At 67.9% G+C, this 16,115-nt stretch carries 17 protein-coding genes; 9 read left to right on the forward strand and 8 right to left on the reverse strand.

Features of this window, described 5'->3' with window-relative positions; all coding sequences use genetic code 11:
* Positions 1 to 4: 4 nt before the first annotated feature.
* A complete protein-coding gene (locus ACAM52_RS16200) occupies positions 5 to 889 on the forward strand; it encodes a LysR family transcriptional regulator (protein ID WP_095744724.1) in 885 nt (294 codons plus the stop codon).
* Between the two features lie 10 nt (positions 890 to 899).
* On the opposite strand, the gene ACAM52_RS16205 is transcribed toward ACAM52_RS16200, so the two are convergent.
* Complete coding sequence (locus ACAM52_RS16205) at positions 900 to 1,313, reverse strand: GFA family protein (RefSeq protein ID WP_159277525.1); 414 nt, start codon at positions 1,311 to 1,313, stop codon at positions 900 to 902.
* Between the two features lie 133 nt (positions 1,314 to 1,446).
* Between ACAM52_RS16205 and ACAM52_RS16210 the strand changes: the two genes are divergently transcribed.
* Complete coding sequence (locus ACAM52_RS16210; protein ID WP_369647631.1) at positions 1,447 to 1,953, forward strand: N-acetyltransferase family protein; 507 nt, start codon at positions 1,447 to 1,449, stop codon at positions 1,951 to 1,953.
* On the opposite strand, the gene ACAM52_RS16215 is transcribed toward ACAM52_RS16210, so the two are convergent.
* On the reverse strand, positions 1,937 to 2,515 hold the full coding sequence (locus ACAM52_RS16215) for a DUF3299 domain-containing protein (RefSeq protein WP_369647632.1): 579 nt from the start codon (positions 2,513 to 2,515) through the stop codon (positions 1,937 to 1,939). The genes ACAM52_RS16210 and ACAM52_RS16215 overlap by 17 nt on opposite strands.
* A 122-nt stretch (positions 2,516 to 2,637) precedes the next feature.
* On the opposite strand from ACAM52_RS16215, the gene ACAM52_RS16220 reads away from it, so the two are divergent.
* Complete coding sequence (locus ACAM52_RS16220) at positions 2,638 to 3,165, forward strand: hypothetical protein (protein WP_062473063.1); 528 nt, start codon at positions 2,638 to 2,640, stop codon at positions 3,163 to 3,165.
* On the opposite strand, the gene arfB is transcribed toward ACAM52_RS16220, so the two are convergent.
* From arfB to ACAM52_RS16240, 4 genes are read right to left on the reverse strand one after another with little or no spacing between them, the layout of a single operon-like run.
* Complete coding sequence (gene arfB, locus ACAM52_RS16225; RefSeq protein ID WP_062472954.1) at positions 3,134 to 3,541, reverse strand: alternative ribosome rescue aminoacyl-tRNA hydrolase ArfB; 408 nt, start codon at positions 3,539 to 3,541, stop codon at positions 3,134 to 3,136. The genes ACAM52_RS16220 and arfB overlap by 32 nt on opposite strands.
* A gap of 16 nt (positions 3,542 to 3,557) precedes the next feature.
* On the reverse strand, positions 3,558 to 4,742 hold the full coding sequence (locus ACAM52_RS16230) for an acetyl-CoA C-acyltransferase family protein (RefSeq protein WP_062472956.1): 1,185 nt from the start codon (positions 4,740 to 4,742) through the stop codon (positions 3,558 to 3,560).
* A 43-nt stretch (positions 4,743 to 4,785) separates the two neighbouring features.
* A complete protein-coding gene (locus tag ACAM52_RS16235) occupies positions 4,786 to 5,577 on the reverse strand; it encodes an enoyl-CoA hydratase/isomerase family protein (RefSeq protein ID WP_369647633.1) in 792 nt (263 codons plus the stop codon).
* On the reverse strand, positions 5,574 to 6,230 hold the full coding sequence (locus ACAM52_RS16240) for a TetR/AcrR family transcriptional regulator (protein ID WP_235926668.1): 657 nt from the start codon (positions 6,228 to 6,230) through the stop codon (positions 5,574 to 5,576). Before ACAM52_RS16240 ends, ACAM52_RS16235 begins: the two co-directional genes overlap by 4 nt.
* A gap of 168 nt (positions 6,231 to 6,398) precedes the next feature.
* Here ACAM52_RS16240 and ACAM52_RS16245 point away from each other — a divergent pair, with 168 nt between their 5' ends.
* Genes ACAM52_RS16245 through ACAM52_RS16270 form a run of 6 tightly spaced genes read left to right on the forward strand, consistent with a single transcriptional unit; the run spans position 6,399 to position 13,021 of the window.
* A complete protein-coding gene (locus tag ACAM52_RS16245) occupies positions 6,399 to 7,238 on the forward strand; it encodes an ABC transporter ATP-binding protein (RefSeq protein ID WP_354347120.1) in 840 nt (279 codons plus the stop codon).
* Positions 7,238 to 8,116 carry a branched-chain amino acid ABC transporter permease gene (locus tag ACAM52_RS16250; protein ID WP_062472963.1) on the forward strand — a complete coding sequence of 293 codons (879 nt, stop codon included), beginning with the start codon at positions 7,238 to 7,240 and terminating at the stop codon, positions 8,114 to 8,116. The genes ACAM52_RS16245 and ACAM52_RS16250 overlap by 1 nt, the downstream gene beginning before the upstream one ends.
* Before the next feature lie 2 nt (positions 8,117 to 8,118).
* Positions 8,119 to 9,156 (forward strand): branched-chain amino acid ABC transporter permease, encoded by a 1,038-nt coding sequence (locus ACAM52_RS16255; RefSeq protein WP_070059585.1) that lies wholly within the window; start codon positions 8,119 to 8,121, stop codon positions 9,154 to 9,156.
* 15 nt (positions 9,157 to 9,171) lie between these two features.
* Positions 9,172 to 10,359: an ABC transporter substrate-binding protein gene (locus tag ACAM52_RS16260; protein ID WP_307586122.1), complete on the forward strand. Its 1,188-nt coding sequence runs from the start codon at positions 9,172 to 9,174 to the stop codon at positions 10,357 to 10,359.
* Between the two features lie 8 nt (positions 10,360 to 10,367).
* On the forward strand, positions 10,368 to 11,201 hold the full coding sequence (locus ACAM52_RS16265; protein ID WP_139706119.1) for an ABC transporter ATP-binding protein: 834 nt from the start codon (positions 10,368 to 10,370) through the stop codon (positions 11,199 to 11,201).
* Positions 11,198 to 13,021, forward strand: a complete 1,824-nt coding sequence (locus tag ACAM52_RS16270; protein WP_369647634.1) for a long-chain fatty acid--CoA ligase — start codon at positions 11,198 to 11,200, stop codon at positions 13,019 to 13,021. The genes ACAM52_RS16265 and ACAM52_RS16270 overlap by 4 nt, the downstream gene beginning before the upstream one ends.
* A gap of 16 nt (positions 13,022 to 13,037) precedes the next feature.
* On the opposite strand, the gene ACAM52_RS16275 is transcribed toward ACAM52_RS16270, so the two are convergent.
* On the reverse strand, positions 13,038 to 13,367 hold the full coding sequence (locus ACAM52_RS16275; RefSeq protein WP_223301262.1) for a hypothetical protein: 330 nt from the start codon (positions 13,365 to 13,367) through the stop codon (positions 13,038 to 13,040).
* 9 nt (positions 13,368 to 13,376) lie between these two features.
* On the reverse strand, positions 13,377 to 15,998 hold the full coding sequence (gene clpB / locus ACAM52_RS16280; RefSeq protein WP_369647635.1) for an ATP-dependent chaperone ClpB: 2,622 nt from the start codon (positions 15,996 to 15,998) through the stop codon (positions 13,377 to 13,379).
* Between the last annotated feature and the right edge of the window lie 117 nt (positions 15,999 to 16,115).

Genomic DNA, 16,115 nt, shown 5'->3' on the forward strand with positions numbered 1-16,115 from the left:
CGCCATGAAAACCACCATCGAAGAACTGGTCGCCTTCCGCGCCGTGGTGGACACCGGCTCGATCACCGCCGCGGCCGACCAGCTGGGCCAGACCGTGTCGGGCATCAGCCGTGCGCTGAGCCGGCTCGAACAGAAGCTCGGCACCACGCTGATGCGGCGTACCACGCGGCGGCTCGAGCTCACCGAGGAAGGCGCCGCCTTTTTGCAGCGCACGCGCGCCATCCTCGATGCGATCGACGACGCCGAAGAGCACATGGCCGCGCGCCGTCAGCAGCCGGCCGGCCGGCTGCGCGTGAACGCGGCCTCGCCTTTCATGCTGCACGCCATCGTGCCGCTGGTGCCGGAGTTCCGCCGGCTCTACCCGCAGATCAGCCTGGAGCTCGACACCGACGACCTGCCCATCGACCTGCTGGAGCGGCGCACCGACGTGGCGATCCGCATCGGCCCGCTGCGCGATTCCACGCTGCACGCGCGCCCGCTCGGCACGCACCGGCTGCGCGTGCTCGCGAGCCCCGCCTACCTCGACGCCCACGGCAAGCCGCGCAAGGTCGACGAGCTGGCCGGCCACGCGCTGCTGGGCTTCACCCAACCCGAGTCGCTCAACCGCTGGCCGCTGCGCGGCGTGCATGGCGACGAATGGACCATCGCCCCCACCGTGGTCGCGTCCAGCGGCGAGACGCTGCGCCAGCTGGCGCTGGCCGGCGTGGGCATCGTCTGCCTGTCGGACTTCATGACCGCCGCCGACCGCGCCAGCGGCGCGCTGGTGCAGGTGCTGCCCAAGGACACGGTCGACGTGCGCCAGCCCGTCAACGCCGTGTACTACCGCAACACGCAGCTGTCGGCGCGCATCACCTCGTTCCTCGATTTCCTGTCACAGCGGATGGGCTGACCGGCTGAGTTCAGCCCGGCGGCATCCGCTCGAACTTCGGCAGCGCCGGGTCGAGGAAGTCCCAGGCGTGCCCGCGCACCGCGTACGTGACCGCCTGCGGCCGGTAGCGCCCCGGGTCGTCCAGGCTCGCGGCATGCACGGTGAAGACGCCGGGCATCGCCGCGAAGGTCATGTACACGGGCGAGCCGCAGGTCGGGCAGAACGCGCGCGTCTTGATGTTGCCGCTGTCGCCCTTGAGGCTCCACAGCGTGGCCTCGCCGGTCTGCTTCACCTCGGCGCCCGCGAAGCTGAGGTACGAGCCGTGGCCCGTGCCGCTCTTGCGCTGGCAGTCGAGGCACTGGCAGTCGTTCTGGAACACGGGTTCCCCTGAAATCTCGTAGCGGATGGCGCCGCATGCGCAACCGCCGGTGTAGGCCGGGTTCATGGTTCTTGTCCTTTTCGAAGTGGTGAAGGGCAATCTAGTCGCGCGAGGGCTGGAGCGGGGAGTAACAAGATCGTCGTGAATCCGGGGCGGGCCAGAATCCGGCAGTCACGCAGCCCCATCCGAAGGAAATGCCATGCACGTCGATCTGGTGTCCGAAGCCCAACACGATTCGCTCATCGAGCTGCTAACCGAGCTGCACGCCTTCTACAACGAAGGCGCGCGCGTGCCGCACGACCTGGTGCGCGAGCACCTGCTGGGCAATCTCCTCGCACCCGGCTCGCCGCACCAGCTCGTGGTGGCATCGACAGACGCGCACACCGTGGTCGGACTGGCCGCGATCACCTGGGTCTTCTCGCTGGTCGACTTCGCGCCGGAGCAGCGCAGACACTGCCAGCTCAAGGAGCTCTACGTGAAGTCGGGCCACCGCAGCGCCGGGGCGGGTCGCGCGCTCATGGCCTGGGTGGCGGCGCGCGCCGTCGCCCAGGGGTGTCACCGCATCGACTGGCCCGTGAAGGCGACGAATGCGCGGGGCATCGCGTTCTATGAAGGGCTCGGCGCGTTCCAGGTGGCCGAGCGGCTGAGCTACCGACTGCTGCAGCCGGCCCTGGGCGAGCTGGCGGCCTTCACGGCCCCTGCGTGACCGCCACCCGCTCGACCGCCGCCGACGCGATCTCGTAGCCACTCACGCCCATGTCGGCCGACGCGTAGCGCGCCGCCTTCAGCGTGCCGCTCACGCGCACCGTGTCCATGGCGTGCAGCCCCTTCACGGGCGCAGGCGCGATCACGTGGACGATCTGGTTGGCGGGCGGCGGCGGGGTGTGGATGCAGGCGCCGAAGTACGGCACCAGCAAAAACTCGCGGATGCCGTCTTGCGTGGCATCGAGCGGCACGACGAAGCCCGAGAGCGTGGCGGGTTTGCCGTCGAGCGCGACGTTGACCGGCGCGTTGTCCCAGACGGCGCGCATCTCGTCGAGCATCTGGATCGCGCGCGGGTCGTTGTCGCGCAGCGCCTCGAGGCTGATGTTGCGGTAGCGCTGGGTGGGGTCCCATTCCTTGGGGATCAGCGCGTCCCACGGCAACTCCTTTGCGGTCGTAGAGACCGCGGCCTGCCCGCCCGCCCCCTCCTGGCCACAGCCGGCCAGTCCGATGCACGCGAAGGTCACAAGCAACGCCGACACGACGCGCGAAACGAAAGCACTCATGCCTCCATTGTGCTTGCGGCATGTTTCAGGCGTGCAAAGCAGGACTTGCGGTTTTTTTGAAACAGATGACACAAGTTACAGGCAGCGCCAGAATCCCGCACCACGACCACGAGGAGATCCGCATGGCACCCACAGGATGGCTTGGATTGACGTCACTCGGCACGGTTCACACCGCGATCAGCCTGATCGCCGTGTTCGCAGGCATCTGGGCCCTGCTGCGCTACAAGGAAATCACGCTGCGCACCGGCCTGGGCCAGGTCTTCGTCTGGACCACGGTGCTGACCTGCCTCACGGGCTTCGGCATCTTCCAGCACGGCGGCTTCGGCAAGCCCCATGCGCTGGGCATCATCACTTTGGTGGCGCTGGCCGTCGGCGCGCTGGCGGGGTACGGGCGGCTCGGGGCGAAGTCGCGCTACATCGAGGCCGTCGCCTATTCGGCGAGCTTTCTCTTCCACTGGATTCCGGCCTTCACCGAGACGCTGACGCGGCTGCCGCTGGGCGCGCCGCTGCTGCCGAACGCCGAGGCGCCCGAACTGAAGGCGATCACCGCGGTGCTCGGCGCGCTGTACGTGGTCGGCGTGACACTGCAGATCAAGCGGCTGCGCGGCGACAAGCCGGTCAGTCCTGCACCCGCCCGCGCAGGCTCTTGATCTGCGAGCGCTGGCTCTTGCCTTCGAGCCGGCGCTGCTTCGAACCGTAGGTGGGCTTGGTGGCGCGCCGCACGCGCGGCGGCGTGGCCACGCTGTCGATCACCGCCTGCAGCCGCGCGAGCGCGTCGGCGCGGTTCATCTCCTGCGTGCGGTGCTGCTGCGCCTTGAGCACGAACACGCCTTCCTGCGTGATGCGGCTGTCGCGCAGGGCGAGCAGCCGCTCCTTCACGTCCGCGGGCAGCGAGCTGGCGTGGATGTCGTAGCGCAGGTGCACCGCGCTCGACACCTTGTTGACGTTCTGCCCGCCCGCACCCTGCGCACGGATGGCGCTGATCTCGACTTCGTCGGGGTCGATCAGGAGTGGGGGGCGGAGCATGCCCGCGAGTGTGCCTTCAAACGCGTTCAAACACGGCGGCGATGCCTTGGCCGCCGCCGATGCACATCGTGACGAGCGCATAGCGGCCACCGGTGCGGTGCAGCTCGGCGATCGCCTTCGTCGTGATGATCGCGCCGGTCGCGCCCACCGGGTGGCCGAGCGAAATGCCCGAGCCGTTGGGGTTCACCTTGGCGGGGTCGAAGCCCAGTTCCTTGATGACCGCGCAAGCCTGCGCGGCGAAGGCTTCGTTCGACTCGATCACGTCGAAGTCGCTGACCTTCAGGCCCGTGCGCTCCAGCACCTTGCGCGTGGCCGGCACCGGGCCGATGCCCATGTACGCCGGCTCGACGCCCGCGTGCGCATAGCCCACGAGGCGTGCCAGCGGCTTCAGGCCCAGCGCCTTCACGCGGCCGCCTTCGGCCAGCACCACGGCAGCGGCGCCGTCGTTGATGCCCGAGGCGTTGCCGGCGGTCACGAGGCCGTCCTTCTTGAACGCGGGCTTCATCTTCGACAGCGTGTCGACGGTGGTGTCGGCGCGCACGTGCTCGTCGGTGTCGAACAGCACGACGCCCTTGCGCGTCTTCACCTCGACCGGAACGATCTGTTCCTTGAAGCGGCCCGCGGCAATGGCGGCGGCGGCGCGCTGCTGGCTGGTCACGGCCAGTTCGTCCATCTGCTCGCGCGTGATGCCGTAGCGCGCAGCCACGTTCTCGGCCGTGATGCCCATGTGGATCTTCTCCCACGGGTCGTGCAGGATGCCCAGCATGTAATCGACCAGCACCGCGTCGCCCATGCGTGCGCCGTAGCGGGCCGAGGTGTCGAAGTACGGGCCGCGGCTCATCGATTCGGAGCCGCCGCCGATGGCGATGTCGCAGTCGCCCAGCGCAATGGCCTGCGCCGCCGACACGATGGCCTGCAGGCCCGAGCCGCACAGGCGGTTCACGTTGAAGGCCGGCGTCTCGATGGGGCAGCCCGCATCGATGGCGGCCACGCGGCTCAGGTACGCGTCCTTCACGTCGGTGGGAATCACGTTGCCCATGACCACATGGCCGATGGCGTCGGCGGCCACGCCGCTGCGCTCGATGGCGGCCTTGACGGCGGTGGTGGCCAGTTGCGTGTTGGGCACGTCCTTGAGCGCACCGCCGAAGGTGCCGATGGCGGTGCGGGCCGTGCCGACCACGAAGATGTCGCGTTGGGTCATGGGATGGATCTCCTGGATTGAAAAAACGAAAACAAGGAATTCTTCAGCGGCCCGTGAAGGCCGCGGTCTTCTTGCCGAAAAAGGCATCGAGGCCGATGCGGAAATCGGCGGTGGCCGCGCACGACTGGAACGCGGCCGACTCGGCGTCGAGCTGGCTCGCGAGGTCGCGGTCGAGCGAGCCACGCATCAGCCGGCGCAGGTGGCCCAGCGCCACGGTCGGGCCCTTGGCCAGCCGCTGCGCGAGCGCCATGGCCTCGGCTTCGAGTTCGGCCGCAGGCACCACGCGGTTGATGAGTCCCATGCGCTCGGCGGCGGCGGTGTCGTAGGTGTCGCCGAGCATCGCGATCTCCAGCGCGCGGCGCATGCCGACCAGGCGCGGCAGCGCCCACGAGGCGCCGACGTCGCAGCTGGTGCCGACATTCACGTAGGCCAGGTTGAAACGCGTGCCCTCGGCCGCGAGCACGAAGTCGGCCTGCAGCATCAGGCTCAGGCCCGCACCGGCCGCCACGCCGTGCACCTGCGCGACCAGCGGCGCGTCCATGGCGTCGAGCACGGTCAGCGCTTCGTGCAGCGGGCCGATGAGGTCGGCCGCGCCCTGCTTCGGGTCGGCGCTCAGCACGCCGAGGTCGCCGCCGGCCATGAAGCCCTTGCCTGCGCCGCTCAGCAGCACGGCGCGCACGCTCTTGTCGGCAGCCAGGGTGTGCGCGGCGGCGAGAAAGGCGGTGGCCATCGGCACGTCGATGGCATTGAGCGCGGCCGGCCGGTTGAAGCGCAGCGTGGCCACCGCGCCTTCGCGGCCCACCAGCAGGGGCGAAGAAGAAGTCTCTGAAGTCATGGGTTCGCTTTCGTCGGGGCGCGCTGCAGCACGCCGTTGAGCAGCAGCTCGATGCCCTGGTCGGCGATCTGGTCGGGCGTGAGGTCGCCGTCGGGGCGGTACCAGCGGCCGATCCAACTCAGCGCGCCGGCCAGCATGAAGGCCGCCATCTTCGGGTCGCAGGGCGCCAGCGCGCCCTCGGCCACGCCCTCTTCGATGAGGCGGCGGAAATGCCCGTCGATGCCGGCCTTGAGGCGGCGCAGCTCCTTCTTGAGCGGATCGGGCAGCGGGTCTTCGCCGATGCGGATCACGCACATGCCGAAGTCCTGCGTGACCACGCCCGAGTAGATGCGCATGCAGGCCTTGAGCTGGTCGATGGCGCTGCCGCCCGCGGCGCGCACCTCGCCGATGCCGGTCTGCATGAGATCGAGCGCCATCTTCACGCACTCGAGCAGGATCTGGTCCTTGTTCTCGATGTAGTAGTACAGCGTGGGCTTGCTCACGTTGAGCCGCTCGGCAATGTCGTCGAGCGAGGTCGCGTGGAAGCCGCGCTCGTTGAAGAGCTGGGCGGCCGTGCGCAACACGGCCATGCGCTTGACCTCGCGCTGCTGCGCACGGCGGTCGGCAGGCGCCCACGGGGAGGCTGAAGCAGGAACGGCGGTGGAACGGGGCATGGGGTTTGTGCGGGCGGGGAAAGTCCCGATGCCGCGAACTGCGGCGAACACGGACATTACCGGCCAGTAGGAATTTTACGGGCCAGTAGCATTTCGCTGCTGGACACAAACCCTGACCTTGCGGCGCGCCCCTTAGCCATGCCTGACGAGACTCGACGGGATACCTCCATGTCCGCACCTTCCGCCACGGCCCCGGTGCTGCAGGCCGAGGCGTTGACGCTGGCCTTCGGCGGGGTGAAGGCGCTCACCAACGTCGGCTTCAGCGTCGCGCCCGGCTCCATCACCGCGGTGATCGGGCCCAACGGCGCGGGCAAGACCTCGCTGTTCAACACCATCTCGGGCTTCTACAAGCCTTCGCAGGGCCGCGTGCTGTTCGAGGGCGCCGACATCACCCGCCTGCCCGCCCCGAAGCGCGCCGCGCTCGGCCTGGCGCGCAGCTTCCAGAACATCGCGCTGTTCCGCGGCATGACCGTGCTCGACAACATCAAGCTCGGCCGCCACGCGCACCTGAAGACCAACGTGTTCGACGCCCTCTTCTACCTGGGCCGCGCGCGCCGCGAAGAGGCCGAGCTGCGCCGCGACGTCGAAGAACGCATCATCGATTTCCTCGAGATCGACCACATCCGCCACGCCTCGGTGGCCGCCCTGCCCTACGGCCTGCAGAAGCGCGTGGAAATGGCGCGCGCGCTGGCCATGCAGCCCAAGGTGCTGATGCTCGACGAGCCCGTGGCCGGCATGAACCGCGAGGAGACCGAAGACATGGCGCGCTTCATCCTCGACGTGCGGCGCGAATGGGGCATCACGGTGCTGATGGTGGAGCACGACATGGGCATGGTGATGGACCTGTCGGACCACGTGGTGGTGCTCAACTTCGGCCAGGTCATCGCGCAAGGCACGCCGGCGCAGGTGCAGGCCGACCCGGAAGTGATCCGCGCCTACCTCGGCGCGGGCGACGTGGGCGAGCTGCGTCGCCGGCTGCGCGGCGAAGCTGCCGTGGGAGCCGCCTGATGGATTGGGCCTACCTCTTCGAGATCGCGCTCACCGGCATCGCCGGCGGCGGCCTGTATGCGCTGGCGGCGCTGGCCTTCGTGCTGGTCTACAAGGCGACGCGCGTGGTCAACATCGCCATCGGCGAGATGCTGATGGTCGGCGCCTACCTGTTCTTCACCTTCGCCGCGAGCTTCTCGCTGCCGATCTGGATGGCGGTGCTGGGCTCGGTGATCGGCACCGGCCTGCTGGGCGCGGTGATCGAACGCACCATGATCCGCCCGCTGCTGGGCGAGCCGCCGATCTCGGTGTTCATGGTGACGGTGGGTCTCGCGTCGATCCTCGTCGGGCTGGTCGAGATCATCTGGACCGCCGACCAGCGCCGCCTGCCCGAGTTCCTGCCCAACACGCCCGTGATGATCGGCGAGGCCTTCCTGGCGCCCAAGATCGCCTACGGCGCGCTGATCGCCGTGGTGCTGATCGGGCTGGTGCTGCTGCTGTTCCGCTTCTGGCGCGGCGGCGTGGCGCTGCGGGCCACGGCCTCGGACCAGGCGGCGGCGTACTCGATGGGCATCCACGTGCCGCGCGTGTTCTCGCTGGCCTGGGTGGCCTCGGCCATGATCGCGGCGGTGGCCGGCATCATCGTCGGCGCCATCGGTGGCATCTCGTCGTCGATGGGCGTGTTCGGGCTGTCGGTGCTGGTGGTGGTGATCGTCGGCGGGCTCGACAGCGTGCTGGGCGCGCTGGTGGGCGGCGTGCTCATCGGCCTGATCGAAGCGCTGGCAGGCTCCTACCTGGGCGGCGAATACAAGCTGCTCGCCACCTTCATCGTGCTGGTGTTCGTGCTGATGGTGCGGCCGTACGGGCTCTTCGGCACGCACGAGATCGAGAGGCTCTAGCCATGCGCATCGGCACCCTCAAGCAAAGCTACATCGCCGACGCGGCGCTGTTCGATTCGCGCACGCAGAAGGTGTGGCTCGCGATCGGCGCGGCGCTGCTCGTGCTGTTCCCGTTCATGGCCAGCGACTACTGGCTGTACCTCGCGTGCCTCGTCGCCATCAACGTCGCGAGCGCCACGGGCCTGAACATCCTCACGGGCTACACGGGCCTCGTGAGCCTCGGGCAGGCCGCGTTCATGGGGCTGGGCGCGTACACGGTCGCGATCATGCAGACGCGGTTGGGCACGCCCTTCCTGCTGAACATCCTCGCGGGCGGCGTGGTCGCGATGCTCGGCGGGCTCGTCGTCGGCATTCCGTCGCTGCGCGTGAAGGGCCTGTACCTGGCCATCGCGACCATCGCCGCGTCGTTCATCACCCACTTCCTGTTCGCCAACCTCAAGCTCACGGGCGGCACCACGGGCATCTCGCTGCCGCCCGCGCAGCTCTTCGGCCTGCCGCTGGACACGTCGTTTCGCCTGTACTGGGTAATCGTGCCGGTGATGGTGCTCATGGTGCTCGGCGCGGCCAACCTGTTTCGCACGCGTGTGGGGCGCGCCTTCATCGCCATCCGCGACCGCGACATCTCGGCCGAGGTGCTGGGCATTCCGCTCTTGCGCTACAAGCTGCTGTCGTTCGGGCTGTCGTCGTTCTATGCGGGCGTGGCGGGGGGCCTGTGGGCTTACTTCTTCCGCGTGGTCACGCCCGAGAGCTTTCCGCTGCTGATGTCGATCTTCTTCCTGGCCGCCATCATCGTCGGCGGCATGGGCACCATCCTGGGCGGCATCTTCGGCGCCGTGTTCATGACCATGGTGCCCGAGCTGCTCAAGCTGGTGGTCGACCTGCTGCCGGGCGGCGTCGAGATGACCGTGTTCCTCTCGCCGGTGCGCACCGTCGTCTTCGGCCTGCTGATCGTCGGATTTCTGGTGTTCGAGCCGCACGGGCTCGCAGAAGTGTGGCGGCGCCTGCGCCGCTTTTTCCATCTATGGCCGTTTCGTAACTAGAACCAGGAGACACACATGCCCAAGACAACGAAGAAGCTTTCCCCCCAGCGCCGCGCCCTGCTGATCGCCGCGGGCCTGGCCGCCGCCGTGCCGTTCGCGGCGAACGCGCAAGGCAACGAGGACATCGTCATCGGCGGCTCGATCCCCATGACCGGCGTGTTCGCCTTCGCGGGCGTGGGCATCAATGCCGGCATTGCCGACTACGTGAAGATGGTCAACGACGCGGGCGGCATCAAGGGCCGCAAGCTGCGCTACGTGCCGGAAGACACGGGCTACAAGGTCGACGTGTCGGTGGCGGCCTTCAAGAAGATCACGAGCCAGAACAAGGTCAACCTCTACTACGGCGACTCCACCGGTTTCTCGAAGACCATCAACCCCGAGCTGGACCGCGGCGGCCAGATCCTGATGGCGGGCGCCTCGTTCGCGACCGAGCTCAACGACCCGGCCAAGTACCCGAACCAGTTCCTGGTCGGCCCCGACTACACCGAGCAGATCGGCATCCTGCTGCGCCACATCGCCAAGGAAAAGCCGGGCGCCAAGGTGGCCTTCGTGTACTCCGACTCCGAGTTCGGCCGCGACCCCATCGAGGCCAGCGAAGCCGCCGCCAAGAAGCTGGGCCTCAGCGTGCCGGTGAAGCTCATGACGCCCGCGGGCAGCGTCGACGTGTCGACCGAGGTCATCAAGCTGCGCCGCGCCGCGCCCGACTACACGATCTTCCACGGCTACATCCTGGCGCCCATTCCCGAGTTCGTGCAGCAGGGCAAGCAGATGGGCATGACCAGCAAGTGGATGGGCACCTTCTGGACCATGGACAGTTCCACCGTCATGAAGATGGGCGAAGGCGGCGACGGCTTCATGGGCGTCATGCCCTACCGCTACTACTACGACACCTCGGCCAAGGCGCCGATGCTCGACAAGATCCGCGCGCTGCGCCCCGAGTACCAGAGCACGGCCTACACGCAGGGCTTCCTCACGGCGATGCTGTTCACCGAAGCCGCCAAGCGCACGCTCGACGCCGGCAAGCCGCTGGACGGCAAGAACCTGAAGGCCGCGCTCAACACCATCAAGGACTTCGACACCGGCGGAATCATCGGCACGCCGATCACCATCAAGGGCAATTCGATTCCCGTGGGCCGCGTCTACAAGGCCGACATGAAGGCGCAGAAGATGGTGCCGGCCTCCGACTGGATCGCACTGAACTGACCGACACGATGGACGCGCGCGCGGCACCGCCCGACCTCGTCTTGGAGGTCAACAACATCGAGGTGGTCTACAACAAGGTCGTGCAAGTCTTGCGCGGCCTGTCGCTGGCCGTGCCGCGCGGACAGATCGTGGCGCTGCTGGGCAGCAACGGCGCGGGCAAGTCGACCACGCTGAAGGCGGTGTCGGGCCTGCTCGCGCTGGAAGACGGCGAGGTCGAGGCCGGACGCATCGTGTTCGATGGCGCACCGACCGAGCGGCTCGCGCCGCAGCAGCTGGTGCGGCGCGGCCTGAGCCATGTGATGGAAGGCCGGCGCGTGTTCGAAGACCTCACGGTCGAAGAGAACCTGGTCGCCGCGACCTACGCGCTGACCGGGCGTACGGGCGTCGCGCCCACGTCGCGCAACTTCGACGACGTCTACGCCTACTTCCCCCGCCTGCATGAGCGCCGCAAAGGCCTCGCGGGCTATCTCTCGGGCGGCGAGCAGCAGATGCTCGCCATCGGGCGTGCGCTGGTGGCGCAGCCTCAATTGATCCTGCTCGACGAGCCCTCGCTGGGCCTGTCGCCCAAGCTGGTCGAGGACATCTTCACGATCATCGCGCGCATCAACGCCGAGCGCGGCACCTCGATGCTGCTGGTGGAACAGAACGCCAGCGTGGCACTGGCCATCGCCCACACGGGCTACATCATGGAAAGCGGCAAGGTCGTGATCGACGGCAGCGCCGAGCGCCTTGCGGCCGACCCCGACGTGCGCGAGTTCTACCTCGGCGTGGGCGGCAGCGGCGAATCGCGCAGCTTCCGCGAGCTGAAGCACTACAAGCGCCGCAAGCGCTGGCTGTCATGACGACGAACCCGCTCCCTTCGCTCACGCTGCCGCAGATGCTGCGCGAGCAGGCACGCCTGCAGCCGCAGCGCATCGCGATCCGGCAGAAGGATTTCGGCATCTGGCATCCGCTGGACTGGGCCGGCTACCTGCAGCGCGCCAGCCGTTTCGGCCTGGGCCTGCACGCGATGGGCCTCGCGCCCGGCGGGCACCTGGGCGTGATCTCGGAGAACCGCGTCGAGTGGCTGCTCGCGCAGATGGGCGCGGGGCTCATCGGCGCCGTGACCGTGGGCGTGTACCCCACCAGCCCGAGCAACGAGGTCGCCTACGTGGTGGGCCATGCCGACATCGAAGTGATCGTCTGCGAGGACCAGGAGCAGACCGACAAGGTGCTCGACGCCCTCGACCAGCTGCCGCGCCTGCGCAAGATCGTCGTGATCGAGACCAAGGGCCTCGCGAGCTACCCGCCCGAGGTGCGCGAGCGCATCGCGACCTTTGCCGAAGTCGAGCAGGCCGGCGCCGAGGTGCTGGCACGCGACGGCGCCGCGCTCATCGACGCCGCGCTGCAGCGCCAGACACTCGCCGACATCGGTTTGATGATCTACACCTCGGGCTCCACGGGCAAGCCCAAGGGCGCGATGATTTCGTACCGCAACATCCGCGGCGTCGTGCCCGGCATCGTCGATCGGCTCGGGCTCGACGGCGGCACCACGCACCTGTCGTACCTGCCGCTGTGCCACGTGGCCGAGCAGATGCTCACGGCCTTCGTGCCGCTGTACCTGGGCTCGCAGGTCAACTTCGGCGAATCGATCCGCACCGTGCAGGAAGACCTGCGCGAGGTGGCGCCCACCATGTTCCTCGGCGTGCCGCGCATCTGGGAAAAGCTGCACGCGGGCATCAGCATCAAGATGCAGGAAACCGGGCGGCTGCAGCGCGCGCTGTTCCGCAAGGCCATCGAGGCCTGCGCGCCGCTGGCCGAGAAGCCGCGCAGCGCCTGGACGCTGGCCGAGCGCGGCCGCTTCGCCCTCGCCTACTGGACCGTGCTGCGCGCGCTGCAGAACTTCATCGGCCTGCGCCGCGCGCGCATCGCGCTCACGGGCGCGGCGCCGATTCCGGCGGACGTGGTGCGCTTCTTTCGCACGCTGGGCGTGCCGCTGGTCGAGGTGTACGGCCTCACCGAATCGACCGGCATGGTCTCGGGCCACCGCGCCGACGCCGTGACCATCGGCACCGTCGGCCCGCCCACGCTGGGCACCGAGCACCGCATGGGCGAAGCCGGCGAGCTGCTGGTGCGCGGGGACATGGTGTTCGAGGGCTACTACAAGAACCCCGAGGCCACGGCCTCATCGATCCGCGATGGCTGGCTGCACACGGGCGACGTGGTGCGCGAAGAGGCCGGCGGGCAGCTGCGCATTGTCGACCGGCTGAAGGACATCATGATCACCGCCGGCGGCAAGAACCTCACGCCCTCGGAGATCGAGAACACCATGAAGGGCAGCCCCTTCATCAAGGAATGCATCGTGGTGGCGGACGGCCGCAAATTCGTGGGCGCACTGCTGCAGATCGACTACGAGACGGTCGGCAAATGGGCCGAAGCGCAGCGCCTGCCCTTCACGCATTTCCGCTCGCTGGTGGAGGAACCCAAGGTGCGCGCGCTGATCGAGGCCGAAGTGGCGCGCGGCAATGGGAAGCTGGCGCAGGTGTCGCAGATCAGACGTTTTCATCTGCTCACCAAAGAGTTGGACCATGACGACGGTGAAGTCACCGCGACCATGAAGGTGCGGCGCTCCAGCATCTACAAGGCCTACGCCAACGAGATCGAGGCGCTGTACAGCGCCTGATCGGGAAGAAAAAGGCTCAGTCGCCGCGCACGGGCCGGGCTCGCACGTCGGTCACATCGTCGGCGGGGCCCAGCACGACCGGGCTGCGCACCGATTCGCCGCGCGCACGGGCGCTGACCACGTCGGCCGCCGTGGGTTCGGCCGGCTGTTGTGCCGCATGGCGAAATCGGTCGAAACCCGAGCGCGGGTTGAAACGCATGACCCAGGGCGTCACGGGCTTGCCCGTGAGACGCCCCCAGGCGTAGCGCACACCCCACACCGCCGCCAGCAGCAGGGCCGCCACAGCCAGGCTGGCCGCGAAGACCAGCCCCAGGAGCAGAAGAATGACGCGAAGAATGAAGTTCATCATCCGACTTTAGGCCGATGCAGCCGCCGTTGGTTCCCCGCCCTTGCGGAACGAGAACTGGCCCGGCGACTGGATCGGGTCGGTTTCGACTTCGATCGTGTCCTTCGGCCCGAAGCTGCCGTCCAGCAACAGCTTCGAGAGCGGGTTCTCGATGCGCTGCTGGATCGCGCGCTTGAGCGGACGGGCACCGAACACCGGGTCGAAGCCGACCTTGGCGATTTCGGCCAGCGCCGCAGGCGACACCTGCAGGCCCAGGTCCATCTTCGCCAGTCGCGCCTGCAGCACCTTGAGCTGGATCGCGGCGATCGATTCGATGTTCTTCGCGTCGAGCGCGTGGAACACGACGGTCTCGTCGATGCGGTTCAGGAACTCGGGGCGGAAGTAGTTCTTCAGCTCGTCCCACACCGCTTCCTTGATCTCCTCGCTCGGCTGGCCCACCATCGCCTGGATGATCGGCGAGCCGATGTTGCTGGTCATCACGATCACGGTGTTCTTGAAGTCCACGGTGCGGCCCTGGCCGTCCGTGAGGCGGCCGTCGTCGAGCACCTGCAGCAGCACGTTGAACACGTCGGGATGGGCCTTCTCGACCTCGTCGAGCAGCACCACGCTGTAGGGCTTGCGGCGCACGGCTTCCGTGAGGTAGCCACCCTCTTCATAGCCCACGTAGCCCGGCGGCGCGCCGATGAGGCGGGCGACCGAATGCTTCTCCATGAACTCGCTCATGTCGATGCGGATCAGGTGGTCTTCGCTGTCGAACAGGAAGCCCGCGAGCGCCTTGCACAGCTCGGTCTTGCCCACGCCCGTGGGGCCGAGGAACAGGAACGAGCCCGTGGGGCGGTTCGGATCGGACAGGCCCGAGCGCGAACGGCGGATCGCGTTGGCGACCGCGCCGATGGCCTCGTCCTGGCCGACCACGCGCTCGTGCAGCTTGTCTTCCATGACGAGCAGCTTGTCGCGCTCGCCTTGCATGAGCTTGGCGACCGGGATGCCGGTGGCGCGCGCCACGACCTCGGCGATTTCTTCCGAGCCGACCTGCGTGCGCAGCAGCGTGGGCGCACTGGACTTGCCCTTGCTCGCTTCGCTTTCCTCGGCTTCCTTCAGCCGCTTCTCGAGCGCCGGCAGCTGGCCGTATTGCAGCTCGGCGACCTTGTTGAAGTCGCCCTTGCGCTTCCACTCCTCGATCTGGAACTTGATCTTGTCGATGTCTTCGCGCACGTGCGCGCTGCCCTGGGCCTGGGCCTTCTCGGCCTGCCAGATCTCGTCGTAGTCGGCGATTTCCTTTTGCAGCTTGGTGATCTCGTCCTCGATGAGGCCGAAGCGCTTCTGCGAGGCTTCGTCCTTTTCGCGGCGCACGGCTTCGCGCTCGATCTGCAGCTGGATCAAGCGACGGTCCAGGCGGTCCATGACCTCGGGCTTGGAGTCCATCTCGATCTTGATCTTGGCCGCGGCCTCGTCGATCAGGTCGATGGCCTTGTCGGGCAGGAAGCGGTCGGTGATGTAGCGGTCACTCAGTTCGGCCGCGGCCACGATGGCCGGGTCGGTGATCTGCACGCCGTGGTGCACTTCGTACTTTTCCTGCAGGCCGCGCAGGATGGCGATGGTGGCCTCGACGCTGGGCTCGCCCACGATGATCTTCTGGAAGCGGCGCTCCAGCGCGGCGTCCTTCTCGATGTACTTGCGGTACTCGTCGAGCGTGGTGGCGCCCACGCAGTGCAGCTCGCCGCGCGCGAGCGCGGGCTTGAGCATGTTGCCCGCGTCCATCGCGCCTTCGGCCTTGCCGGCGCCGACCATGGTGTGCAGCTCGTCGATGAAGACGATGGTCTGGCCTTCGTCCTTCGCGAGTTCGTTGAGCACGGTCTTCAGGCGCTCTTCGAACTCGCCGCGGAACTTGGCACCGGCCAGCAGCGCGGCCATGTCGAGCGACAGCACGCGTTTGCCCTTGAGCGACTCGGGCACTTCGCCCGCGACGATGCGCTGCGCCAGGCCTTCGACGATGGCGGTCTTGCCCACGCCGGGTTCGCCGATGAGCACGGGGTTGTTCTTGGTGCGGCGTTGCAGCACCTGGATGGCGCGGCGGATTTCCTCGTCGCGGCCGATGACCGGGTCGAGCTTGCCCAGGCGGGCGCGCTCGGTGAGGTCCAGGCAGTATTTCTTGAGGGCTTCGCGCTGGCCTTCGGCGTCGGCGCTGTTCACGCCCTGCCCGCCGCGCACGGCCTCGATGGCGGCCTCGAGCGACTTGCGGCTCAGGCCGTTGTCCTTGGCGATCTTGCCGATGTCGGCCTTGCTGTCGGCCACGGCGAGCAGAAAGAGTTCGCCCGCGATGAACTGGTCATTGCGCTTGATGGCTTCCTTCTCGGTCGCCTGCAGCAGCTTGCCCAGCTCGGGGCCGACCTGCACGATGTCGTGGCCCTGCACCTGGGGCAGTTTCTTGATGGCGCCTTCGGCGGCCTGCAGCAGCCCGGGCACGTTGACGCCGGCACGCTCCAGCAGGGCGCGCGGGCCGTCGTCCTGGCGCAGCATCGCGACCAGCAGGTGGGCCGGTTCGATGTAGGCGTTGTCGTTACCGAGCGCCAGCGTCTGGGCGTCGCTCAGTGCTTCCTGAAATTTGGTGGTGAGTTTGTCTTGTCGCATGGTGGTATTCCTGCATCCAAAATAGGGCTGTTCGGGCACGATTCAAGGTTGCGCATCGGATTTGCACCCTGGGCACGGGTATTGCACCGGGCCCCGCACCTTCCTGCCGTAGGCATT

The organism is Variovorax sp. V118 (assembly GCF_041154445.1).
Lineage (GTDB): Bacteria > Pseudomonadota > Gammaproteobacteria > Burkholderiales > Burkholderiaceae_C > Variovorax > Variovorax boronicumulans.